General features: G+C 67.0%; 17 protein-coding genes and 1 other RNA gene. 10 read left to right on the forward strand and 8 right to left on the reverse strand.

The window, feature by feature from the left end; translation table 11 throughout:
• Positions 1 to 57 precede the first annotated feature (57 nt).
• From AC1KVE_RS01965 to AC1KVE_RS01985, 5 genes are all read right to left on the reverse strand, one after another.
• On the reverse strand, positions 58 to 2064 hold the full coding sequence (locus tag AC1KVE_RS01965; RefSeq protein ID WP_349778044.1) for a chemotaxis protein CheA: 2007 nt from the start codon (positions 2062 to 2064) through the stop codon (positions 58 to 60).
• A gap of 16 nt (positions 2065 to 2080) precedes the next feature.
• A complete protein-coding gene (locus tag AC1KVE_RS01970) occupies positions 2081 to 2410 on the reverse strand; it encodes an STAS domain-containing protein (RefSeq protein WP_016905011.1) in 330 nt (109 codons plus the stop codon).
• A gap of 505 nt (positions 2411 to 2915) precedes the next feature.
• On the reverse strand, positions 2916 to 6386 hold the full coding sequence (mfd, locus tag AC1KVE_RS01975; protein ID WP_184456941.1) for a transcription-repair coupling factor: 3471 nt from the start codon (positions 6384 to 6386) through the stop codon (positions 2916 to 2918).
• A 1477-nt stretch (positions 6387 to 7863) separates the two neighbouring features.
• The gene (locus AC1KVE_RS01980; protein WP_039526258.1) at positions 7864 to 8406 is read right to left on the reverse strand and encodes a GNAT family N-acetyltransferase; all 543 of its coding nucleotides are present in this window, start codon (positions 8404 to 8406) and stop codon (positions 7864 to 7866) included.
• A gap of 192 nt (positions 8407 to 8598) precedes the next feature.
• A complete protein-coding gene (locus AC1KVE_RS01985) occupies positions 8599 to 9507 on the reverse strand; it encodes a 23S rRNA (adenine(2030)-N(6))-methyltransferase RlmJ (protein WP_016902309.1) in 909 nt (302 codons plus the stop codon).
• Positions 9508 to 9541: 34 nt separating this feature from the next.
• On the opposite strand from AC1KVE_RS01985, the gene creB reads away from it, so the two are divergent.
• Positions 9542 to 10246, forward strand: coding sequence for a two-component system response regulator CreB (creB, locus tag AC1KVE_RS01990; RefSeq protein WP_181142508.1), 705 nt, complete (start codon positions 9542 to 9544; stop codon positions 10244 to 10246).
• Positions 10247 to 10294: 48 nt separating this feature from the next.
• Positions 10295 to 11743: a two-component system sensor histidine kinase CreC gene (gene creC, locus AC1KVE_RS01995; protein ID WP_435003038.1), complete on the forward strand. Its 1449-nt coding sequence runs from the start codon at positions 10295 to 10297 to the stop codon at positions 11741 to 11743.
• Positions 11744 to 11747: 4 nt separating this feature from the next.
• Here the strand turns inward: creC and AC1KVE_RS02000 are convergent.
• A non-coding RNA gene (locus AC1KVE_RS02000) (sX9 sRNA) lies at positions 11748 to 11823 on the reverse strand.
• Positions 11824 to 12019: 196 nt separating this feature from the next.
• Positions 12020 to 12832 carry a C1 family peptidase gene (locus tag AC1KVE_RS02005; protein ID WP_481091981.1) on the reverse strand — a complete coding sequence of 271 codons (813 nt, stop codon included), beginning with the start codon at positions 12830 to 12832 and terminating at the stop codon, positions 12020 to 12022.
• A gap of 435 nt (positions 12833 to 13267) precedes the next feature.
• Here AC1KVE_RS02005 and creD point away from each other — a divergent pair, with 435 nt between their 5' ends.
• From creD to AC1KVE_RS02040, 7 genes are all read left to right on the forward strand, one after another.
• The gene (gene creD, locus AC1KVE_RS02010; protein WP_104568207.1) at positions 13268 to 14587 is read left to right on the forward strand and encodes a cell envelope integrity protein CreD; all 1320 of its coding nucleotides are present in this window, start codon (positions 13268 to 13270) and stop codon (positions 14585 to 14587) included.
• Positions 14588 to 14594: 7 nt separating this feature from the next.
• Entirely contained in the window at positions 14595 to 15017 is a 423-nt protein-coding gene (locus tag AC1KVE_RS02015; RefSeq protein WP_349778049.1) for a hypothetical protein, read from the forward strand.
• Entirely contained in the window at positions 15014 to 15664 is a 651-nt protein-coding gene (locus AC1KVE_RS02020) for a GNAT family N-acetyltransferase (RefSeq protein WP_481092055.1), read from the forward strand. The genes AC1KVE_RS02015 and AC1KVE_RS02020 overlap by 4 nt, the downstream gene beginning before the upstream one ends.
• A gap of 46 nt (positions 15665 to 15710) precedes the next feature.
• Positions 15711 to 16595, forward strand: coding sequence for a carbon-nitrogen hydrolase family protein (locus AC1KVE_RS02025; RefSeq protein ID WP_481091980.1), 885 nt, complete (start codon positions 15711 to 15713; stop codon positions 16593 to 16595).
• Between the two features lie 172 nt (positions 16596 to 16767).
• Positions 16768 to 17859 carry a DUF3616 domain-containing protein gene (locus AC1KVE_RS02030; protein ID WP_054592982.1) on the forward strand — a complete coding sequence of 364 codons (1092 nt, stop codon included), beginning with the start codon at positions 16768 to 16770 and terminating at the stop codon, positions 17857 to 17859.
• A gap of 67 nt (positions 17860 to 17926) precedes the next feature.
• Complete coding sequence (gltX, locus tag AC1KVE_RS02035) at positions 17927 to 19330, forward strand: glutamate--tRNA ligase (protein ID WP_024939898.1); 1404 nt, start codon at positions 17927 to 17929, stop codon at positions 19328 to 19330.
• A 15-nt stretch (positions 19331 to 19345) separates the two neighbouring features.
• Positions 19346 to 19840 carry a Fur family transcriptional regulator gene (locus AC1KVE_RS02040; protein WP_167763960.1) on the forward strand — a complete coding sequence of 165 codons (495 nt, stop codon included), beginning with the start codon at positions 19346 to 19348 and terminating at the stop codon, positions 19838 to 19840.
• 208 nt (positions 19841 to 20048) lie between these two features.
• Here AC1KVE_RS02040 and rtcR read toward each other — a convergent pair whose 3' ends face one another.
• Positions 20049 to 21659, reverse strand: coding sequence for an RNA repair transcriptional activator RtcR (rtcR, locus tag AC1KVE_RS02045; RefSeq protein ID WP_481091979.1), 1611 nt, complete (start codon positions 21657 to 21659; stop codon positions 20049 to 20051).
• Between the two features lie 187 nt (positions 21660 to 21846).
• Between rtcR and AC1KVE_RS02050 the strand changes: the two genes are divergently transcribed.
• The gene (locus AC1KVE_RS02050; protein WP_481091978.1) at positions 21847 to 23397 is read left to right on the forward strand and encodes an RNA-binding protein; all 1551 of its coding nucleotides are present in this window, start codon (positions 21847 to 21849) and stop codon (positions 23395 to 23397) included.
• Positions 23398 to 23432 lie beyond the last annotated feature (35 nt).

Genomic DNA, 23432 nt, shown 5'->3' on the forward strand with positions numbered 1-23432 from the left:
CCTGGGCTCAGGGAACAACGAATGACGCGGTGATGTGGGGAGTGCTGGTGTGGTGACTCAGGCCGCCAGGGCGTCCTGATTTGGATGCAATTGCTGCAGCAGGCTGGGCACATCGAGAATCAGCGCGACATCGCCGCTGCCCAGGATGCTCGAGCCACTGATGCCCTTGACCTGCGCGAAGACCTTGGACAACGGCTTGATCACGGTCTGCCATTCGCCCAGCAAGGTGTCCACGACCAGGCCGAAGCGCTGGGCGCCCTGGCGGATCACCACGATGCTTTCGCGCGCCGGCGTCCTGCCGCCAAGCGCGAACAGTTCGCGCAGGCGCACATACGGCAGCACGCTGCCACGCAGGTCGATGTAGTCGCTGGCGTAGTCAGGGGTGAATTCCACGCATTCCTCCACCACGTCCAGCGGCACCACGAACACCGACTTGCCGACGCCGACCTGGAAGCCGTTGATGATGGCCAGCGTCAGCGGCAGCCGCACCGAGATGGTGGTACCCACGCCGGCGCTGCTGTCGATTTCCACGGTGCCGCGCAGCGCGGTGATGTTGCGCTTGACCACGTCCATGCCGACGCCGCGCCCGGACAGGTTGGTGACCTTTTCGGCGGTGGAGAACCCCGGCTCGAAGATCATCGCGAACACCTCGCGGTCGCTGAGCTGGCGGCCCGGCTCGATCAGGCCGCGCTCCAGCGCCTTGGCCAGGATGCGGTCGCGGTTCAGGCCGCCGCCGTCGTCGGTGATCTGGATGACGATGCTGCCGGAGTCGTGATACGCGTTGAGGCCAACCGTGCCGCGTGCGGGCTTGCCGCGCGCCACGCGCACGTCCGCCGGTTCGATGCCGTGGTCCATGGCATTGCGCACCAGATGGGTGAGCGGGTCGCCGATCTTTTCCACCACCGACTTGTCCAGCTCGGTGTCCTCGCCGGCCACCACCAGCGCGATGTCCTTGCCGAGTTCGCGCGCCACATCGTGCACCACGCGCTGGAAGCGGCTGAAGGTGCCGCCGATCTTGACCATGCGCAGTTGCAGGGCGCTTTCGCGCACCTCTTCCACCAGGCCGGCCAGGATCGAGGCCGATTCCAGCAACTGCGCGTCGCCGGTGCGCTGTGCGTTGGCATTGGTGCCGGCCACCGCGATGATGAGTTCGCCGACCAGATCGATCATGCGATCGAGCTTGTCGGCATCGACGCGGATCGAGCGCGCGTCGGGGTTGCGTGCGCCGGTGTCCTGCGGCGCGCGTGCCGGCGTTGCGGCCGGCACGGCAGCCAGCGCGCCGACCACCGGCGTGGCAGCCACGACCGGCTCGCTGGCAGGCACGGCGCTGGCGTCCATCGGTGCCGGCACCGAGAGGATCTCCAGGTCGCAGTCCTCGCGCACGAACTCGAACACGTCCTCGATCGCGGCACGGTCGGCATCGCTGCGCAGCAGGATCTGGAAGCCCAGGTAATTGGCTTCCGGATCGAGCGCTTCGAAGCTCGGCAGCTGGCTGACATCGGTGCTGATCGACTCGACCGAGCCCAGCCCGCGCAGGTTGCGGATCAGCTTGAGCGGCGAGTTGCCGTAGCGCAGCGCGTCGGCGAACAGTTTCAGCGTGATGCGCCAGTAACCGCTCTGTTTTTCCGGGGTGCTGTGCTGGATGGCGGAGGCGGTGACACCGCATGCGCTGGCCTGCAGGTAGGTCTGCAGTTGTGCCAGCAGGGGGTCGGCCTCTGCCGCCAGTGCGTCGGCATCGGCGTGAGCGGGGTCGGCGGCGGTTTCCACCAGGGCATGGATGTGGTCGCAGCACACCAGCAGCAGCGCGATCAGTTCCGAGCTCAGCGTCAGCGCGTCGTCGCGCACCAGGTCCAGCACGCTTTCCACGACATGGGTGAAGCCGACCAGCTGCGGCAGATCGAACAGGCCGCCCGAGCCCTTGATGGTGTGCGCCGCACGGAAGATCGCGTTGACCGCATCCGGCGAGGACTCGCCGCGCTCGGCTTCGAGCAGGTGACGTTCCATGTCTTCGAGCAGGTCCCGGCTCTCGGCCAGGAAGGTCTGCATCAGCTGGTTCATATCCATACGCGTTGCCGGTCCCTTAGTGAATGCGTTCGCCGATACCCGCAACCGCATGCGGGTACAAGGCTTCGAGCAGGCCGAGCAGTTCGATCACATCGACCACCGCGCGGCTGGAATCGGTCAGCGAAAACGGCCGGCCGTCGGCCTGGATCGCCTGCTTGGTCGCCAGCAGCAACTGCAGGCCGGTGGTGTCGATCTCGCTGACCGCCCCCAGGTCCAGGTGCAACCCGCCCGGATGCAGCAAGGCCGGCTGCAGCAGCGGCTTGAGTTCGGCAGCGCGACGGATGGTCATCTCGCCTTCCAGGGCGAGCGTCAGCGGCGCAGGTAGATCGGACAGTGGCGTGTTCATGGATGCCTCAAGCGATGCGGTGGCGCACGGATGCGTGCCTGACGCGGAAAAGGTCGCTCCGGCGCGGGGTCGCATAGGCAGCTCTGCACACGGCGATCACGTCGGTCCATGCAGGTATCGGCGCGCGGCAGGAATATTTAGGCCAAATTCACCGCGGTGACGGATTTGCGAAATCCATCACTTCCCGCGTATTAACTGCTCAGCTTTGTCGCAAGCAGACTCAGGAAGCCGGTGTCCCGGACAGTCGTGCAGGACACCGCGCTACCTTTCAGCCGACTTCTTCACTCGCTGCGTCGGGTGCATGTGCGTGACCGCAGCGGGGAACACGCATGAAACAGGCAACATGGGACCGCGCCGGCATCGTCTGCGGCGTTGGGCGCTAGTGAAAATGCCGCATCGGCTTGGATTCGCAGCGGCCCCCGCCTGCGACGCGCTCGACGCGTCCTTGCGTCCTGCACGGTCCAGCACGCTGCGTAAAGCAGGCGCAACCGCCCGGCGCGCGTTTCTACCTGGGTGCGAGCATCGTCAGCAGGCCGCGTGCGGCGTTGAAACGGTCCGCGCCTTCCGGCAGCGGCAGCTTGATGCGCAGTTTGTCCGGGCCGTCCATGGTGTAGATCTTGGGCTGCTTCTGGATCATCTGGATCACCGCGACCGGGTCGATCGCCGGTTTTGCCTCGAAGACCAGCCGGCCACCGTTCTCGCCCAGGTCCAGCTTGCGCACACCCAGCGCATTGGCCTGCAGCTTGAGCTCGGCAATCGCGAACAGGTGCTTGACCGGGTCCGGCAGCAGGCCGAAGCGGTCGATCATCTCCACCTGCAATTCGCGCAGCGCATCGGCATCGCGTGCGCTGGAGATGCGCTTGTACAGCGTCAGGCGCGTGTGCACGTCGGGCAGGTAATCTTCGGGAATCAGCGCGGCCACATGCAGCTCGACCTCGGCGCCGCGGACCTCCTCGCCGGCATCCAGGTCCGGCAGCTTGCCCTGGCGGATGCTGCGCACCGCGCGTTCCAGCAGCTCGGTGTACAGGCTGAAACCGACCTCGGCCATCTGCCCGCTCTGGTCTTCGCCCAGCAGCTCGCCGGCACCGCGGATCTCCAGATCGTGGGTGGCCAGGGTGAAGCCGGCGCCGAGCTCGTCCATGGAGGCGATCGCCTCCAGGCGCTTTTCCGCATCGGAGGTCATCGAGCGACGATCCGGCACCACCAGGTACGCATAGGCGCGGTGATGCGAGCGGCCGACGCGGCCGCGCAGCTGGTGCAACTGCGCCAGGCCGAAGCGGTCGGCGCGGTTGATGATGATGGTGTTGGCATTGGGGATGTCGATGCCCGATTCGATGATCGTGGTCGACAGCAGCACATTGAAGCGCTGCTTCTGGAAATCCAGCATCACCCGCTCCAGCTCGCGCTCGGGCATCTGCCCATGCGCGATACCGATGCGCGCCTCCGGCACCAGTTCGGACAGCTCGCGCTGCATGCGCACGATGCTTTCCACATCGTTGTGCAGGAAGTACAGCTGCCCGCCGCGACTGAGCTCGCGCTGGAAGGCCTCGCGCAGCAGCGCGTTGTCCCAGGCGGTGATGAAGGTCTGCACCGCCAGCCGGTTCGGCGGCGGGGTGGCGATGATCGACAGGTCGCGCAGCCCGGCCATGGCCATATTGAGCGTGCGCGGGATGGGGGTCGCGGTGAGCGTGAGCAGATGCACGTTGGCGCGCATCGCCTTGAGCGCTTCCTTCTGCCGCACACCGAAGCGCTGCTCTTCGTCGACCACGACCAGGCCCAGGTCCTTGAACTTGACGTCCGGCTGCAGCAGCCGGTGCGTGCCGATGATGACGTCGATCTCGCCGCTGGCGACCTTCTCCAGCTCGGCCTTGATCTCCTTGGTGCTCTTGAAGCGCGACAGCACTTCCACCTTCATCGGGTAATCGGCGAAGCGGTCGCGGAAGTTGCGGTAATGCTGCTCGGCCAGCAGCGTGGTCGGCACCAGCACGGCGACCTGCTTGCCGGCGCTGGCGGCGGCAAATGCGGCGCGCACGGCCACCTCGGTCTTGCCGAAGCCGACGTCGCCGCAGACCACGCGGTCCATCGGCTGGCTGCTGCCCAGATCGCGCAGCGTCGCATCGATGGCCGCCAGCTGGTCGCCGGTTTCCTCGAACGGAAAGCCGGCCGCGAACGGCTCGTACATCGCCCGGTCCACCTGCAGCGCCAGGCCGGCACGCGCACGTCGGCGGGCCTGGATTTCCAGCAGTTCGGCCGCCACGTCGCGGACCTTTTCGGCCGCCTTGCGCTTGGCCTTGGTCCATTGCTCGCCGCCCAGCGAATGCAGCGGCGCGGTCTCGGCCGAGGCGCCGGAATAGCGGCTGATCAGATGCAACTGCGCCACCGGCACATACAGCCGGTCGCCCTTGGCATATTCGATTTCCAGGAACTCGCCGGGCATGCCGCCGGCGTCGAGCACGATCAGGCCGCGGTAGCGGCCCACACCGTGGTCCTCGTGCACGATCGGCGCGCCTTCGGACAGCTCGCCCAGATCGCGGATGATCGCTTCCGGCTCACGCCCGACCCGGCGGCTGCGGCGCGGCTGGTTGGCGCGCTCGGGAAACAGCTGGCGCTCGGTCAGCACCGCAATCTGCGGGGCGTCCAGCGCAAAGCCGTCTTCCAGCGGCGCCACGGTGATACCGAAGCGCAGCTTGGGCGCGGCCAGGAAGGCGGGCAGGTCGGCGACGACCTCCGGCTTCAGCTGCGCGGCGGCCAGCACTTCCATCAAGGCTTCGCGCCGGCCGGCGGTATCGGCGGCCACCAGCACACGGCCGGGGTAATGGTCCAGGAACGAGGCCAGCGCCTGACCGGCCGGGGCGTCTTTTGCCGCCACCGGCAGCGGCGGCAACGGCTGGTCGCCCAGCGCGGCGGCCTCGTCGATGCGCGGATGGTCGCTGGCCCAGACTTCGATGCGCGCCAGCTTGTTGAGCCGCTCGCGCAGTGCGTCCGGCGACTGATACAACTCGTCCGGTGTCAGCAGCGGGCGCTCCACATCGTGGCGGCGTTGCTCGTAGCGGTCCTGCGCCTGCGCCCAGAACGTGTCCGCCGCATTGGAAACGCCGGTGGCGACCAGCGGCAGCACGCGCTTGTCCAGATAATCGAACAAGGTGGCGGTCTTGCTGAAGAACATCGGCAGGTAATACTCCACCCCCGACGGCGCCAGCCCCGACTTCAGATCCTGGTACAGCGCGCTGCGCCGGGTATCCACGTCGAAACGCTCGCGCAGGCAGGCCAGCACACGTTCGACGCTAGCATCGTCCATCGGCACCTCGCGGCCGGGCAGCAGCTTGACGGCCTCGACCTTGTCCAGCGAGCGCTGCGATTCCGGGTCGAAGGCGCGGATCGAGTCGATATCCTCGTCCAGCAACTCGATCCGCAACGGCGTGGCTTCGCCCATCGGGAACACGTCGAGCAGGCCGCCGCGCACTGCAAAATCGCCCGGGTCCATCACCTGCGGCACGTTGCGGTAGCCGGCGCTTTCCAGACGGCGTTTTTCTGCATCCAGATCCAGCCGCTGGCCGACCTTGAGATCGAAACTACCGCCGACGATGTAGCTCAGCGGTGCCAATTGCTGCATCAGCGTCTGCACCGGCACGATCACCACGCCACGGCTCAGTGCGGGCAGCCGATGCAGTGCGGCCAGGCGTTGGCTGATGATCTCCGGGTGCGGGCTGAACTGGTCGTAGGGCAGGGTTTCCCAATCGGGAAACGGCACCACCGGCAGCGTCGCATGCTCGCCGAGCAAGGCATGCAGATCCGCCTCGATCTGATGCGCACTCTGGTTGTCGCGGGCGATCACCAGCAGCGGGCCGGCATGCGCCTCGGCGGCGCGTGCGATCGTCCAGGCCAGCGCAGTCGGCGAAGACGGAGCGCGCCAATAGGCGCGGAGCTGGCCGGACTTGGGCAGCGGCGGAGAGGGGAAGGTGGTTGGCGACGGCATCAGCCGGCAATTTTATCAGAGCACCCACCGCGGCCGGTCCATCCGGCGTGAAAGCCGGCGTCGGGCCACCTGCGCCGCCTTGGTCGGATGTGCGGCGCTCTCGCCATCTACATACCGACCATCCCGACAGGTCCTTGCCCGCTCACCGTCGCGGGACCTTGAGCGGCATGGATGCCGCGCGAGAGCCTAACAGGGACGTACTTGCGGCGTGTCCTGCGATGGTGGGCGGGCAGGGGCCCTGCAGCCAAGCGACAGATCAACAATCAAAGCCGGGTGAGTCGGTGGCGCGGCGTCCTCACCGCTCGCGGGACACGCCGTGAATCCATCCGTGGAGGCTCGGTGGCGGCATCCATGCCGCCACACGGTCCCGCAATCGGCGAGGACACCGCCCCAGACAGTTGGTCGGTTGTTTGAAAAGCTGGTCCGCTGCCCTGGCTTTCTTGCGGAACGAGCCGACGCGTTCTTGCCTGACACCGTGCTGCTCGCACTATGCGGACCGACCATCCCGACAGGTCCTTGCCCGCTCACCGTCGCGGGACCTTGAGCGGCATGGATGCCGCGCCAGAGCCTACAGGGACGTACTTGCGGCGTGTCCTGCGATGGTTGGCGGGCAGGGGCCCTGCAGCCAAGCGACAGATCAACAATCAAAGCCGGGTGAGTCGGGGGTGCGGCGTCCTCACCGCTCGCGGGACACGCCGTGAATCCATCCGTGGAGGCTCGGTGGCGGCATCCATGCCGCCACACGGTCCCGCAATCGGTGACGACACCGCCCCAGACAGTTGGTCGGTTGTTTGAAAAGCTGGTCCGCTGCACTGGCTTTCTTGCGGAACGAGCCGACGCGTTCTTGCCTGACACCGTGCTGCTCGCACTATGCGGACCGACCATCCCGACAGGTCCTTGCCCGCTCACCGTCGCGGGACCTTACGCGGCATGGATGCCGCGTAAGAGCCTACACGGACGTACTTGCGGCGTGTCCTGCGATGGTGGGCCGGCAAGGGCCCTGCAGCCAAGCGACAGATCAATAATCAAAGCCAGGTGAGTCGAGGGTGCGGCGTCCTCACCGCTCGCGGGACACGCCGTGAATCCATCCGTGGAGGCTCGGTGGCGGCATCCATGCCGCCACACGGTCCCGCAATCGGCGAGGACACCGCCCCAGACAGTTGGTCGGTTGTTTGAAAAGCTGGTCCGCTGCACTGGCTTTCTTGCGAAAACGAGCGGACGCTTTCTTGCCTGACACCGTGCTGCTCGCACTATGCGGACCGACCATCGCGACAGGTCCTTGCCCGCTCACCGTCGCGGGACCTTGAGCGGCATGGATGCCGCGCCAGAGCCTACACGGACGTACTTGCGGCGTGTCCTGCGATGGTGGGCGGGCAAGGGCCTTGCAGACAAGCGACAGATCAACAACCAAAGCCGGGTGAGTCAAGGGCGCGGCGGCCCTCCCAATCCCCAATCCCGAATCCCGAATCCCAGCCCCTCAGGCATCCAGCTCGAGAACCATCCGCACCAACTCCGGCGACTCCGGATGCGGCTGTGGCTTGAAGCCCAGCGACTCGGCCAGCTGCAGCATCGGCACATTGCTTTGCAGCACGTCGCCGAACAGGCAATCCAGGTATTTGCGCCGTGCCCACTTGACCAGCTTGCGCATCAGCTGCCGTCCCAGGCCCTGGCCGGCGACGAAGCTGCTGACCAGGATGGTGTACTCGGCCTGGCGGGTGCCCGGCACCAGCGCCGCGCGCGCCACCGCGCCCACCAGCGCCTCGCCCGGCGGCAACTGTTCGGCGGCCACCAGCACGATTTCGCTCTTGGGGTTGGGATGGGTCAGGCGCTGCACCATCTCCGGGGTGATTTCGGCGGAGGAACGCACGAAGCGCGCGCGGATTTCCTCCGGCCCCAACAGGCTGAAAGCACCCTGCAGCGGCGGACCGTCCTCGGGACGGATCGGACGGAGCAGGAGTGTGCGGCCATTGGGCAGACTGAAGTTTTCATGCCAGGGAGGCATGCGATTGCGAATGGCCATGACCGGTGTTCCTTAAAGATCGGAAGATTCTGGCACCCGCCCAGCGCACAACCGTGAATGAATCCGGTGCGCCGCTGGGGGTCGTCAGGGGGTGGCAGTGCTTCCCTGATCACTGTACCGAGCGATACCGTGATCCAGTCGTGAGTATGCAGCCGCGTTCGCCAGCGCGAGCAGGCGCCCGGTACAGGCAACTCAGGCGTCCTGGCGCAGCCACTCCAGCCGGGTCGAGGCACCTGCCTCGCCCAGGTGCTGCTTCAGCACCGGCAGCGCGGGCGCCAGCACCTGGTCGAACTGCCATGGCGCATTGACGATCAGCAGCCCGCTGCCGGTCAGGCGCAGCGGCGAGTCGTCCGGGCGCACCTGCAGCTCGGCCACCAGCACCGACTTGGCCGGCAGCGTGGCCGCCTTGCGCATGAACGGCTGCAGGCTGCGGCGCAGCTTGATCGGGTACCACACCATGCAGATCGCCTGCGGCCAGCGCGCCAGCGTCTCGCGCACGCTATGGATGACCTGCGGGTACTCGGCTTCCTGCGCTTCGTAGGGCGGGTCGATCAGCACCAGCCCGCGGCCGATCTTGGTCTCGCCCGCGCGCGGCGGCACGAAGGCGCGAATCGCCTCGTAGCCATCGCCGGCATGCACGCGCACGCGGCTGTCCCTGGCGAACAGGCGCTTGAGCGCCTCGGCCTCTTCCGGCTGCAACTCGCAGAACGCCATGCGGTCCTGTTCGCGCAGCGCCTGCGCCGCCAGCAACGGCGAGCCGGGGTAATGGTTGATCTGGATGCCGGCGGTGGGGCGCGCCGGCTTCTGGCCGGGCGTGGCCGGGCGGGCGACGGTGTGGTTGTCGGCCTGCACGGCGCGCAGATAGCGTTCGACCACCTCGGGCAGGGTCGACTCGGCCATCAGCCGCATCACCCCGGCATCGGCTTCGTTGGTCTTGCGGCTTTCCTCGCCGCCGAGCTGGTAACGCCCGCGTCCGGCATGGGTGTCGAGCACGAAGAACGGCGTGTCCTTGCGCTTGAGGGTGTCGATCAGCGCCAGCAAGGCGATGTGCTTGAGCACGTCGGCATGGTTGCCGGCATGGAAGGCGTGGCGATAGTTCATCGCGGCAGTGTACGGGCCGCGCCAGCATGCGGCTATGCTGCGCGCCATGTCCGAGTCCCCCGCCCGCGTGCTCGTCGTCGAAGACGAAGCCGCCATTGCCGATACCGTGCTGTACGCGCTGCGCAGCGAAGGCTATGCGCCCGAACACTGCCTGCTGGGCCGCGACGCGTTGGCGCGCCTACGTGCCGACCCGGCCGATGTGGTGGTGCTGGACGTGGGCCTGCCGGATATCAACGGCTTCGAGGTGTGCCGCACGCTGCGCGGGTTCAGCGACGTGCCGGTGATCTTCCTGACCGCGCGCAACGACGAGATCGACCGCGTGCTCGGCTTCGAACTGGGCGCCGACGACTACATGGCCAAGCCGTTCTCCCCGCGCGAGCTGGTGGCGCGGGTGCGCGCGCGGCTGCGTCGTCGCAGTGTGGCGGCCGTGGCGGAGCCGGGCTGGCAGCCGCATGGCGCGTTTGCGATCGACCGCGAGGGCAGCCGCATCCGCTACGGCGATGCGCTGCTGCCGCTGACCCGCTACGAGTACGCGCTGCTGTCGGCGCTGTTGCAGCGCCCCGGCGCGATCCTGAGCCGCGCGCAGCTGATGGACCGCGGCTGGGACGCCACTGCCGACAGCGCAGACCGCACCGTGGACACCCATATCAAGACGCTGCGCGGCAAGCTGCGCCAGGCCGGCGTGCCGGCCGACCCGATCCGCACCCACCGTGGCCTCGGCTACGCGCTGGAGCTATAGCCATGGCCGCGCGCAGGCATCGCGTTGTTCTCCGGATCGGGGCCTGAGATGCGGCTCGGTCTCAAGCTGTTTCTGGGCTTCTTCCTGATCGTCGGGCTGGCCGCGTTCTTCGTGATGCGGGTGTTCGTCAACGAGGTCAAGCCGGGTGTGCGCCAGGCGATGGAATCCACGCTGGTGGACGCGGCCAATGTGCTGGCGGAAATGGCCAGCAGCGAGCTGGCTGCCGGCACCATCGCCAGCGGCAGCTTTGCGCGCAACGTGGCGCAGGCGCAGCGGCGCGACCCGAAGGCCTGGGTATGGCGGTTCCGCAAGAACGATGTGGCCTATCGCGTCACCGTGACCGACGCGCGCGGCGTGGTGGTGTTCGACTCGCTGGGCCGCGATGTAGGCCGCGACAATTCGCGCTGGAACGATGTCTATCGCACCTTGCGCGGCGAATACGGCGCGCGTTCCAGCCCCGAGGTCGATGGCGACCCGACCGCCACGGTGATGCATGTGGCCGCACCGATCTACGCACCGAATGACCCGGCCAAGTTGATCGGCGTGCTGACGCTGGCGCAGCCCAATCGCAGCATCGACCCGTTCATCGAGGCCAGCCAGCGCAACATCCTGCAGCGCGGTGCCTGGCTGATCGGCATTTCCGCGCTGATCGGCATCTGGATGACCTGGTGGCTGATGCGCGGCATCGGCCGGCTCAATCGCTACGCACAGGCGGTGAGCGCCGGCGTGCCGGTGCCGCCGCCGGAGCCGCGCGGCGATGAAATCGGCGACCTCGGCCAGGCGCTGGAAAGCATGCGGCGCAAGCTGGAAGGCAAGGCCTACGTCGAGCAGTACGTGCAGTCGCTGACGCACGAGATGAAGAGCCCGCTGGCGGCAATCCGGGGTGCGTCCGAACTGTTGAGCGAGCCACTGCCGGAAGCCGATCGCCAGCACTTTGTCGCCAGCATCCGCGCGCAGGAGCTGCGCCTGACCGAAACCATCGACAAGCTGCTCGCACTGGCCGAGGTGGAACAGCACGGCTGGCTGCAGACGCGCGAGCGCATCGCGGTGGCTGGACTGCTGCAGGCGGCCGTGGATGCCGTGCTGCCGCGCGCGGCAGCGGCCGGCGTGCTACTGGAACGCGATGCCGCATCCGACACCGCGCGCGGGCAATACGTGCTGGGCGATGGATTCCTGCTGCGCCAGGCGCTGATCAACCTGCTGGAAAATGCCATCGCGTTTTCACCGCAGGGCAGCACCATCCAGCTGCGTACGCAGGTGCTGGAGGAACAGCTGCAGCTGGTGGTCGAGGACCGCGGCAGCGGCGTGCCGGACTACGCACTGGAACGGGTGTTCGAGCGTTTCTATTCGCTGGCCCGCCCGCAGACCGGACAGCGCAGCTCCGGCCTCGGCCTGCCGTTCGTACGCGAAGTCGCGCGCCTGCATGGTGGCGAGGCCACGCTGGGTAACCGCGAGGGTGGCGGCGCGATCGCGACCCTGCGCCTGCCCATCGGCTAAGCGCGGCTAACAAACCGTAGTGCGCAGTCGTCAGGTAGGTGAGGACGGCGAGGAGCAACCGGAGTGGACGAGTGGTACGCGCCGATTCCGCGCGCCGTCCGCGCCCGCCTGGCGGCTGTGCAGCAGGTGTGTCGGCGGCTCTGAACCGCATTGCGTGCCGTCAGTGCACAGGCCTGCGGCCGACGGCGGCGGCATCGCGGTGGCACGCAAGCGGCATGCGCCAGGCACATGCCGCATCCGTGTCCGCCGCGCCTTACCGTGCGCAGCCGCTGTGTGTCAGTGCACCACGTCGGCCCCGATGACGTCCTTGGCGACCACCGACCAGGACAGCTTGCCAAAGCCCTTGTTGCCCCATTCGGTGCCCCAGCTGTTTTCGACGAGCAGCCCTTCGCTGTCGTAGCCCAGCGCGATCACCGCGTGCCCGCCCAGGATCGGCGTCTTGGTGTCGTAGTCGACCTGGTTTGTTGGCGTGAGGTCTTCGAACCCCTGCCTGACATAGAAGCCGATCGCCACCGGCGTGGACGAGGCCAGCGCAAGTTTGATCTGTTCGATCAGGGCCCGCCCGCCATTGCCGTCGCCCGAATACAGCACGGTGTACTTGCGGTACGGCGTGCGGTTCTTGGCGGCGTTGGCGCGGTCGGCCGCGGTGGGTGGGTTCTTCCAGTTGTAGTTGCCCCACGAATAATGCTGCTCGGTGTCGATGCCTTGGGCCAGCGCGACGTCCAGCGGCGCTTCCAGCGTGGAGCCCTCATCGACGCCGCCGTTGACCTGGCTGTAGAGATACATCGGGGCAAAGCGGGTTTGCGCCTGCTTGTTGGCGTTGGCATACCAACCGGTCAGGGTGTGGGCGGTTGCCCATGACGCACACGACCCCACCTGGCCCTGGTCGCCCGGGGTAATTGCCCAGGCCGTCAGGTCGACCGTGGCGGGCAGGGGTTTGGCGGCGCTGGCAATGCCGAACAACGGAGTGACCGGCTGCATCAACGACGAGGGTTTCAGGCCCATCCCGTGCATTGCCGCCTGTGCGGCGGCGGAGGACAGGCTCAGGGCAGCGAGCAGGCAGAGCGTGAGCGAACGTTGCTTGGTCATGAAGGCAAACTCCAGGCGAGAGAGGAATGCAGTCGTGCGCGTTTCTGGAACCATGACCGGCAGGCGGGCATGCGTGTGCGACACCGCCGCTGCGGCGCGTAACGTTGAATGCGGATGCCGCGGAACCACGGAACTGCAACGCCGTGATCAACACAGACTCGAGAAAAGCAATGGCCCCGTGATGCGCAACTGCACTGGCATCGTTGCGCCTGGCGGCGAAGCGCGCGGCGGTGATGCGAAGCCTTGGCGATGCAACGGAAGCGTGTCCTGGGCCTCTGTTGCATTTTTGCAGGGCAAAACCTGCATTTCCTAACGGGATCACAGTGCCGGCCGCCGAGCCTGCCGATCGCCCACTTCACATTCGCTTCAAATTCGCCTCAAACCTGCGACACCGGCGCAAAGCACCCTGGCGACCTCCCAGACTGAGGAAGGTCGATGAAATCCCTGAAACTGTTGTTGCGTTTCGCCACCATTGGCGGATTGATCCTGTTGCTGCTGATTCCATTGCTGCTGATCCGCGGCACGGTGCAGGACCGTGCGCGTTATCGCGACGAGGCGGTGGAGCGGGTGGCGCAGAGCAAGGCCGGCGAGCAGCAGTTCATCGCGCCGGTGCGGGTGCTGCCGTTTACCGAGGACGTACAGGTCACCGAGCCGGACGAGCAGGGCAACCCGCGCAAGGTCTGGCGCAAGCGCGATGGCCAGTTGCTGCAGACCCCGCGCACGCTCACCCTGAGCGGCGAGCTGACCCCGTCCGAGCGCAAGATCGGCCTGTTCCGTGTGCAGGTGTATTCGTGGAAGGCCAGGCTCAAGGCTGAGTTCGACCCGTTCGAGTATCCGGCCGTGGCCGGTCGCCGCTATGGCCGGCCGCATCTGGCGGTGGGCATTTCCGATGTGCGCGGCCTGGTCGGCACGCCGAGCCTGCGGGTGGACGGCCGCAGCTTGCCGCTGGAGAGCGGGGCGGGCGGCCTGGTGGGGCGCTCGGCCGGTATCCATGCCGATCTGCAGCCGCTGGGCGATGCGCTGGCCGGCACGCTGGGCGATGGCAAGCTGGTGGAGATGTCGTTCGTGCTGGATGGCACCCGCAGCCTGGCGATCGCACCGATTGCCGACAACAACGACATCGCCTTGCGCTCGGCCTGGCCGCATCCGCTGTTCGGCGGGCGCTTCCTGCCGAATGCGCCGACGATCGGTGCGCGCGGTTTCGATGCGAGCTGGTCGTTGTCGTCGCTGGCCACCGGTGCACAGAGCCAGCTGCAGTCCAGCCAGTCGTCGCTGGACACGCTGGAGGTGCGGCTGGTCGATCCGGTGGACGTGTATACCCAGGCCGACCGCGCCAGCAAGTACGGCATCCTGTTCGTGGTGCTGACCTTTGTGGCGTTCGTGTTGTTCGAGTTGATCAAGCGTCTGCCGATCCATCCGCTGCAATACCTGCTGGTGGGTCTGGCGCTGGCGATCTTCTTCCTGCTGCTGCTGAGCCTGTCCGAGCACATCGCGTTCTGGCAGGCGTACCTGGTCTCTGCCGCGGCATGTATCGGCCTGCAGTTCTTCTATCTGTCCGGGGTGTTGCGCAGCTGGGCGCGTGCAGCCGGGTTCTCGGCGATGCTCACGGCGTTGTACGGGGTGCTCTACAGCCTGTTGATCTCCGAAGACAACTCGCTGCTGATGGGATCGTTGCTGCTGTTCGGCATCTTGGCCAGCATCATGTGGGTGACCCGCAAGCTCGACTGGTACGAGCTTGGCAACAGCCTGCGCTGAGGCCGACATGCGCACGCACGCACAGTTGCACCGGCGGGCGCAGCGTTTGCTGCCCGCCGGGATCGACACGGTGGCGCTGCTTCCCGCAGCGCTGCCGCAGTATTGGGACGCTTCGCCGTTGTCGGCCTTGCCCTTGCGCCGCGACGGACGCCGCGGCGTGATCGGCCTGCGTCTGCATGCAGGCACCGCGCAGGCATTGCGCCTGGGCGGCAGCGGCTTCCTGCAGGCGGCGCGGCGGCAGGACGCGGCGGCAGGCAACGCGCGTCCGCGCCGCTACGGGCCGTGGCAGCGGTTGAGCAACGGCAGCTACTGGGCGCGCAGCACCGATGCACTGCTCGGTGTGCTGCTGGCCAGCGAGGAGGCGGCGGTGTGGTTGCTGTGGCAGCAGCCGGCTGCGGCGGCTCCGGGCAATGGCGGCTGGCTGCGCTGACGTACGGCGGCGCAGCTGCGCCAGGCTGGCTTACCATGGCCGGCATGAGCGGCTCCTCCCTGATCGTTGAAACGGTGCGCGGCACGCAGGTGCTGCCGCATCTGGCTGCGGTGGCGCAACTGCGCATCGCGGTGTTCCGCGCCTGGCCGTATCTGTACGACGGCGACGCCGATTACGAGCGCGGCTATCTGGCCGCCTACGCGGCCTCGCCGGACAGCGTGTTCGTGCTGGCACGCGATGGCGATGCGGTGATCGGCGCCTCCACCGGGCTGCCGCTGCTCGACGACAGCGAAGCCTTCCATGCGCCGTTCCGTGCCGCCGGCATCGACCCGGCCAGCGTGTTCTATTTCGGCGAATCGGTGCTGCTGCCGGACTATCGCGGGCAGGGAATCGGCCACGCATTTTTCGACCAGCGCGAGGCGCATGCGCGTGCACTGGGCCGCTTCGCGCTCACTGCGTTCTGCGCGGTGGAACGCGCAGAAAACGATCCGCGCAAGCCGGCCGACCATCGACCCAACGACGTGTTCTGGCGCAAACGTGGCTATGCACCGCAAGCGGACATGCGCGTGCAATTGGCGTGGGCGGAGTTGCAACACGGCGAGATCGACCACAGTCTGCGGGTATGGACGCGGCCACTGCCGCCGTGACCGAGTCACTTCTTACCCCATTGATCACCCGCAACCAGGCCCGTAGATGAAAATTGCCGTCGCCAAATATCCGATCGGCAAACCTGCCGACTTTGCCACATTCGCCGCACGCCAGTCCGCGCTGGTGGGTGAGGCTGCTGCCGCCGGCGCACGCCTGCTGGTGCTGCCGGAGTATCTGTCGCTGGAGCTGGGCGCGACCTTCGGTACGCAGATTTCCGCCGGGTTGCCGGAGTCGCTGGCGGCGATCCAGGCGCTGCGTGCGCCGTGGCTGGAGCTGTTTGCCGGCCTGGCGCGCCAGCATCAGCTGCATCTGGTGGCCGGCAGCTTTCTGCTGGACCTGGGCCAGGGCCGTTACCGTAATCGCAGCGACTGGTTCACCCCCGATGGCCGGCATGGCTGGCAGGACAAGCTGCAGCTGACCGGCTTCGAAAAGGCCACCGGGCTGATCGAGCCGGGCAATGCGCTGAAGGTGTTCGACCTGGATGGCGTGCGTGCGGCGATCGCGATCTGCTACGACAGCGAGTTCCCGCTGCCGGTGCGCGCGCAGTATGAGGCCGGCGCGCGGCTGTTGATCGTGCCCAGTTGCACCGACACCGCCGCCGGGGCGATGCGGGTACGTGTCGGCTGTCTGGCGCGCGCGCTGGAAAACCGTGTGTTCGTCGCGCAATCGGTCACGGCCGGGCAAGCACCGTGGAGCCCGGCGCTGGACGTCAATACTGGCGAAGCGGCGGTGTTCGCACCGATGGATGTCGGCTTCCCGGCCGATGGCGTGCTGGCGCAGACCCAGGGCACTGCCGTGTGGGCCTATGCGGAGCTGGATTTCGCCGCCTTCGAGGCCAGTCGCGCGCAGGCGCAGGTCGCCAACGATCGCGATTGGGTCGGTCAATTGGGCGCTCACGTTGCACGTGCCAGGCTGGCCACGTTCGACTGATAGAGCGTGGTCCTCAAAGGACGATGTTCATCGTCGGGCGATCGCAGCCGGTGTTCGCGACGGCACTGCCATACGTACGCTGCAACGTTCACGCGCCGTGCCTCAAGTGGTGACCGCGCGCTACGGTACCTCAGCCACTTTCATCCCTTGCAATACCTCCCACCAGGTTCCCATGGCCAAGAAAACCCTGATTCCGCACAGCGTCCGTCTCGAGTTCGCGCCTGGCGCGCTGGTGCACAGCAATCTGTCCGGTGCGGCCTTCACCGACGACTGGCTGTGGGTGGCCGGCGACGAGGCCTGCGCGGTGGATCGCCTGCGCAGGCTCGACCCCGTGCAGCGCGAGACGCTGCGCTTCGGCCAGGGGCAGAGCTTTGCGCTGGCCGAGTTGCTGGACCTGCCCGGCGAGGCGGCCGAGGAGGCGGATCTGGAAGGCATGGCGCTGTCGGAGGGATTCCTCTGGGTGATCGGCTCGCATGGGCTCAAGCGCAAGAATGCCAAGCGCAGTCGCGACGATGCCGAAAACGCCAAACGCCTGACCAAGCTCAAGCTCGACGCCAACCGCCGCCTGCTGGCCTGCCTGCCGATCGAGCGCGATGCCGACGGCACCCCGCGCCTGGTGCGCGAAGCCGCCGACGGCCGTCGCGCGCTGCGGCTCAAGGGCGATGCCAAACACAACCAGCTCACCGAGCTGCTGGCCGACGACCCGCACTTCGGCCCGTTCCTGAAGATCCCGGGCAAGGACAACGGCTTCGATATCGAAGGCATCGTGGTGGACGGCGAGCGCCTGCTGCTGGGCCTGCGCGGGCCGGTGCTGCGCGGCTGGTCGGCGCTGCTGGAGATCCGGGTGCAGGCGCATGGCGACCACCTGCGCCTGGCGCCGCTGGACGAGGACGGCACGCTGCTGCGCAAGCACTTCCTGCAATTGGGCGGGCTGGGCATCCGCGACCTGCATTATTCCGGCGACGACCTGTACCTGCTGGCGGGCCCGACCATGGTGCTGAACGGCGAAATCCGCCTGTTCAAATGGCCGGGCGCGCGTGCGGTGCTGGCCGCCAACCAGGCGCCGGTGCGCTTTCAGCACGCGCTGCTGGAATCGGCGGTGTTGCCGCACGGCACCGACAGCGACCGCGCCGAGGCGATCTGCAATCTTCCCAGCCACCTGGCCGGCGACACGCCCAGCTGGCTGGTGCTGTACGACGCGCCCGGCCCGGCGCGCAGTGGCGGCGATGACGTGGTCTACGGCGACCTGTTGCGCAACCGCTGAGCCGCGCGCGGGCAGGCCTGCGCTGGTCAAGGTAAAATCGGCCGACTCCCGTTTTGCCGAGCGCTCCATGACCTGCCGCACCCGTTTTGCCCCCAGCCCCACCGGTTACCTGCACATCGGTGGCGCCCGCACCGCCCTGTATTGCTGGCTGGAGGCGCGCCGCCGCGGCGGGCAGTTCGTGCTGCGCATCGAAGACACCGACCGTGAGCGCAGCACCCAGGCCGCGATCGACGCCATCCTGGAGGCGATGGAATGGCTGGGCCTGGGTTACGACGAAGGCCCGATCTACCAGACCCAGCGCGTCGCCCGCTACCAGGAGGTCGCCGAGCAACTGCTGGCCCAGGGCAAGGCCTATTACGCCTACGAAACCCGCGAGGAGCTCGACGCCATGCGCGAGGCCGCGATGGCCAGGCAGGAAAAGCCGCGCTACAACGGCGCCGCCCGCGAGCAGAACCTGCCGTACCGTGACGATCCCAACCGGGTCATCCGCTTCAAGAATCCGGTCGGCGGCACGGTGGTGTTCGACGACCTGATCAAGGGCGTCATCGAGATCGCCAACAGCGAGCTCGACGACATGGTGATCTTCCGCCCGGACGGCTTCCCCACCTACAACTTCGCGGTGGTGGTGGACGACTGGGACATGGGCATCACCGAGGTGATCCGCGGCGACGACCACATCAACAACACGCCGCGCCAGATCAACATCTATGAGGCGCTGGGCGCCCCGGTGCCCAAGTTCGCGCACATGCCGATGATCCTGGACGAGCAGGGCGCCAAGCTGTCCAAGCGCACCGGCGCGGCCGACGTGATGCAGTACAAGGACGCCGGCTATCTGCCGCATGCGCTGATCAACTACCTGGCCCGTCTGGGCTGGTCGCACGGCGACCAGGAATTGTTCAGCCGCCAGGAACTGCTCGACCTGTTCGACGTCAAGGACGTCAATTCCAAGGCCGCACGGCTGGACATGGCCAAGCTGGGCTGGGTCAACCAGCACTACCTCAAGACCGACGACCCGGCCAGCATCGCCCCGCAGCTGGAATACCAGCTCGCCAGGCTGGGCATCGATGTCGCCGCCGGCCCGGCCGCCGCCGATGTGGTGGTGGCGCTGCGCGAACGCGTGCAGACCTTGAAGGAAATGGCCGAAAAAGCCGTGGTCTGGTACCAGCCGCTGGAAACCTACGACGAAGCGGCGGTGATGAAGCACCTCAAGCTGGGCGCAGAAGTGCCGCTGGGCAAGGCGCGCGAACTGCTGGCGGCACAGAGCGAATGGAGCGTGGAGACCGTCTCGGCCGCGTTGCACGACGCGGCCGCCGCGCTGGAGCTGGGCATGGGCAAGGTGGCTCAGCCGCTGCGCGTGGCCATCACCGGCACCCAGGTCAGCCCGGACATTTCGCAGACGGTGTACCTGGCCGGACGCGAGGGCGCCTTGAAACGCATCGATGCGGCACTCATCAAGATAGGGGCGGGCTGACCGCCGGAGCCTGTGATGAAAACCAACGAACACGCCTGCACTGCACCGCATCACCATGTCGACGACGCCAACGGCTTCGTGCGCGCGGTGGAGCGCGCCTGCAGCGAGCGCGGCCTGCGGCTGACGCCGATCCGCGCCAATGTGCTGCGGCTGATCGCCGACGCCGGCAAGCCGGTCAAGGCCTACGAACTGCTGGACTGGGTGCGCGAAGGCAAGGGCGTTGGCGCCGACGCTCCGCCCACGGTGTACCGCGCGCTGGATTTCCTGATGGCCAACGGCTTCGTGCACAAGCTCGAGTCGGTCAACGCCTTCGTCGCCTGCCACCACCCCAACAGCGCCCAGCACTCGGTGCCGTTCTTGATCTGCGACCGCTGCCATAGCGCGGTGGAACTGGAAGACCGCGAGGTGGTGGCGCAACTGGAAGCGCGCGCCAAGGCGCTGGGCTTCCAGCCGCAGGCGCAGACGCTGGAAGTGCACGGCCTGTGCGCCAAGTGCGCGGTGGCCGGCTGACCGCTGGCGCGCGGCAGTCGCTGACCGACAAAGTTGTCGTTGTCGTGGGCAGGCGGTGCCTGGTTCTGCTGCGGCAATGCCGAGCAGAGTGCGATTCCGGGTGCAGCGTGTAGGTAGCGCGCGCCCGCGTCCCGGAAATCACGGGGGCATTACAGGGCGAGTGATGCTCGCGCAGCAGCTTGCCTCGCAACGCTGAGGCCTTGTGGCCTCAGCGTTGCGCTGTGGTATCTGGACTCGTCCTCACCTGTTCCCAGTCCAGGCCGAAGCGCGCCAGGTACTTGCGCAGGCGATCGGCGTCGTTGGTGCTGGCGCGCTGTCCGCGCGAAACCGCGAACAGCTCGCGGCCAGCCTGCGACAGCGACCTGCTGCGCGCACACAGGCGCACCACGTCTTCCAGCTGTACGCGATCGAAGCGATCCAGCTGCTCCACGCCATCGCCCAGCAAGGCCTCCAGCGGCGACGCCGCTTGTGCACCATTCCATTGCTGGCGCAGGCGAATGATTTCCTCGTCCACCAGTTCGGTTTGGATACGGCCGGCATTGGCCAGGGTCGCCAGGCGCATGACCGAGGCGCTGAGGTCGCGAAAGTTGCCGTTCCAGCGCGCTTCTGCGCTGGTCGCGAAGGCCAGGTAGCGCGCACGCGCCTCGCGGTTGAAGGCGACCCGCTGATGCTGTTCGCGCGACCACCGCTCCAGTTCGAAATCGATGTTCGGCTCGATGTCCTCCATGCGCTCGGCCAGCCCCGGTAAGTGGTAGGTCCACAGATTCAGGCGTGCCAGCAGGTCGTCGCGGAAGCGCCCTTGCAGCACCTGCTGCTGCAGGTCGCGGTTGGTCCCGGCGATCAGTTGAAACTCGCTGTCCACCTCCTTGTCGCTGCCGACCGGCAAAAAGCGCTTCTCCTCCAGGGCGCGCAACAGCATGGCCTGTTCGTCCAGCCCAAGTTCGCCGATTTCGTCCAGGAACAGCAGCCCCTGGTGGGCGGAGCGCAATAATCCGGGGCGATCGCTGATCGCGCCGGTGTAGGCGCCCTTGGTGTGGCCGAACAGCGTGCTCATGGCGCCATCGCCGCGCAGCGTGGCGCAGTTCACCTCAACGAAGCGTCCGCCCAGCTGGTGTTTGAGTTTCTTCAGCTCGAACACGCGCTTGGCCAGCTGGCTCTTGCCGGCGCCCGTGGGTCCCATCAGCAGCATCGGCGCCTTGGAGCGCGTGGCCACCGTCTCGATCTGCTCGATCATCCGGTTGAACGCGGGGTTGCGCGTGGCGATGCCGCTCTTGAGCAGGGCGCGGTCCTGCATCTGCTGTTGCGCGAAACGCTGCGCAATGCGGTCGTAGCGGGAGAGGTCGAGATCGATCACCGCATAGCTGCCCGCCTCCCCGCTGCCTTGCTTGCGGGGCGGTGAGGTCTGCAGCAGCCGGCCGGGGAAGTGCCGGCTCTCGGTCAGCAGGAAGCAGCAAATCTGGCTGACGTGGCTGCCGGTGGTGATGTGCAGGTAATAGTCCTCATCTTCCGGCGCAAACGTATAGCTGGCAAAGAAGTCGTGCAGGGTGGCGTACACGCCCTCGAAGTCCCAAGGGTCGGCCAGGTAGGTGTCGTGCTGTTGCACCTGGGTGTCTGGCGACACCTGGGCAAGATCATTGCAGACCACGCTCGCCAATTTTGCATGGCGGCGCGCATCGGCGAGCAGTTCGACGCGGCCAACCAAAAAGTCGTCGTGCATGCCCAGTGACACGGTGGGTCTCCACTTTTCCCAGCGTCCCGGCCCGGTGCCGGCATCCAGCTGCACGCCGAGCATGCCGAAAATGACCTTGGTCCTGTCCATATCCATCCAGATAAATAGCGCGCCTGGAGTATACGAAAAATATCAAACTCGCCGTGCCGGCGTGTCATGGAAATAAAATTAAACCCTTGCAAAACAGTGCCTTATGCATTGGCTGCCAAAGTTGGCACGCGCATTGCTGAGTATGGCTCATCGCCCCACCGTGGGCAGTTCCCGCCAGGAGCCCAACATGGCCAATCTTCAACTCTTCTCCTCGCCGCGTGGCGCATTGCTGCCCAAGGCGGCTGCCCAGAACGAGGCCGGCGGTTGCGCCTATGAGCGCACGCCGCGTGGTGCGCTGGCGTTGTATGCGGCTACCGGCTGCTTGAACGGCACCTACTATGCGAGCGCCGACGCGCAGTTGCAGCAGATGCTGACCTTGTGCGAGCGGGTCCCGCCGGCATTCGTTGCGCAGACCGCGATCTATGCACGTCAGGTAGCGCACATGAAGGACATGCCGGCATTGTTGCTGGCGACGTTGACCACCCGCGACGCGGAGGTCTTTGCCCGTGCGTTTCCCCGCGTGGTCGACAACGGCCGGTTGTTGCGCAACTTCGTGCAGATCATGCGCAGCGGTCAGGTCGGGCGCAAGTCGCTGGGTTCGCTGCCCAAGCGCATGGTGCGGCAGTGGTTGCAGCAGGCGTCGGTGGCCACCATCGTGCAGGCGGCGATCGGGCAGCAGCCGTCGCTGGCCGACGTGATCCGCATGGTGCACCCGAAGCCGGCCGATGCGCAGCGCGAGGCCCTGTATGCATGGGTGATCGGCAAGCCCTACCAGGAGACCGCATTGCCGGCGGTACTGCAGGCGTACGAGGCGTTCAAGCGTGCGCCGGGCGAGGCGTTGCCGGATCTGCCGTTCCAGTACTACACGGCAGTGGCGTTGACGCGGGCGCACTGGGCACTGCTGGCAGAGCGGGTGTCGTGGCAGACGTTAAGGATGAACCTCAATACGTTTGCGCGTCATGGCGTGTTTGCCGATGCGACGATGGTGGCCAAGGTGGCCGCACGCCTGCGCGATCCGGAGCAGATCCAGCGTGCCCGTGTGTTTCCGTATCAATTGCAGGTGGCCTACACCGCGGCCAGCCAGTTGCCGCCGCAGATCGGTGCTGCCTTGCAGGATGCGATGGAAATCGCGACCCGGCAGGTGCCGGTGCTGGAGGGCAAGGTGGTGGTGGCGGTCGATGTCTCGGGATCGATGGCATCGCCGGTCACCGGCTACCGCAAGGGGGCGACCACCAGCGTGCGTTGCGTGGATGTGGCGGCCTTGATCGCCGCGTGCGTGCAGCGTACGAACCCGCAAGCCACAGTGCTGCCGTTCGACACGCAGGTGCGTTCGCTGCGGTTGAATCCACGCGACAGCGTGCTCACCCAGGCGCAGCAGTTGGCGGCGCAATGCGGTGGCGGCACCAGCGTCAGTGCGCCGCTGGCGCACTTGAACGCAATGCGGGCTCAGGTGGATCTGCTGGTGTTGGTGTCGGACAACGAAAGCTGGCGCGATACCCGCAGCGGTGCGGCAACGGCAACCATGCAGGAATGGACGCGGTTGAAGGCGCGTTGTCCGCAGGCCCGCATGGTGTGCATCGACTTGCAGCCGGTCGCGACCAGCCAGACGCTGGAGCGCGACGACATCCTGCATGTCGGCGGTTTCAGCGATGCGGTGTTCGACCTGATCGCGACGTTCGCAGCGCAGGGTGCGGGTGCGACGCGCTGGGTCGAGCGGATCGGCTCGATCGAGCTGTGAGCACACACGGACGTGTGCAGACCCGGCGGGCAATG

Source organism: Xanthomonas sp. NCPPB 2864 (genome assembly GCF_056675615.1).

Coding starts and splice junctions, on each gene's coding strand:
- mfd (WP_184456941.1), bottom strand. CDS start 6,386: ATGCCGTCGCCAACCACCTTCCCCTCTCCGCCGCTGCCCAAGTCCGGC.
- AC1KVE_RS01970 (WP_016905011.1), bottom strand. CDS start 2,410: ATGAACACGCCACTGTCCGATCTACCTGCGCCGCTGACGCTCGCCCTG.
- AC1KVE_RS01980 (WP_039526258.1), bottom strand. CDS start 8,406: ATGGCCATTCGCAATCGCATGCCTCCCTGGCATGAAAACTTCAGTCTG.
- AC1KVE_RS01965 (WP_349778044.1), bottom strand. CDS start 2,064: ATGGATATGAACCAGCTGATGCAGACCTTCCTGGCCGAGAGCCGGGAC.
- creB (WP_181142508.1), top strand. CDS start 9,542: ATGCTGCGCGCCATGTCCGAGTCCCCCGCCCGCGTGCTCGTCGTCGAA.
- AC1KVE_RS01985 (WP_016902309.1), bottom strand. CDS start 9,507: ATGAACTATCGCCACGCCTTCCATGCCGGCAACCATGCCGACGTGCTC.
- gltX (WP_024939898.1), top strand. CDS start 17,927: ATGACCTGCCGCACCCGTTTTGCCCCCAGCCCCACCGGTTACCTGCAC.
- rtcR (WP_481091979.1), bottom strand. CDS start 21,659: ATGGACAGGACCAAGGTCATTTTCGGCATGCTCGGCGTGCAGCTGGAT.
- AC1KVE_RS02030 (WP_054592982.1), top strand. CDS start 16,768: ATGGCCAAGAAAACCCTGATTCCGCACAGCGTCCGTCTCGAGTTCGCG.
- creD (WP_104568207.1), top strand. CDS start 13,268: ATGAAATCCCTGAAACTGTTGTTGCGTTTCGCCACCATTGGCGGATTG.
- AC1KVE_RS02025 (WP_481091980.1), top strand. CDS start 15,711: ATGAAAATTGCCGTCGCCAAATATCCGATCGGCAAACCTGCCGACTTT.
- AC1KVE_RS02050 (WP_481091978.1), top strand. CDS start 21,847: ATGGCCAATCTTCAACTCTTCTCCTCGCCGCGTGGCGCATTGCTGCCC.
- creC (WP_435003038.1), top strand. CDS start 10,295: ATGCGGCTCGGTCTCAAGCTGTTTCTGGGCTTCTTCCTGATCGTCGGG.
- AC1KVE_RS02040 (WP_167763960.1), top strand. CDS start 19,346: ATGAAAACCAACGAACACGCCTGCACTGCACCGCATCACCATGTCGAC.
- AC1KVE_RS02015 (WP_349778049.1), top strand. CDS start 14,595: ATGCGCACGCACGCACAGTTGCACCGGCGGGCGCAGCGTTTGCTGCCC.
- AC1KVE_RS02005 (WP_481091981.1), bottom strand. CDS start 12,832: ATGACCAAGCAACGTTCGCTCACGCTCTGCCTGCTCGCTGCCCTGAGC.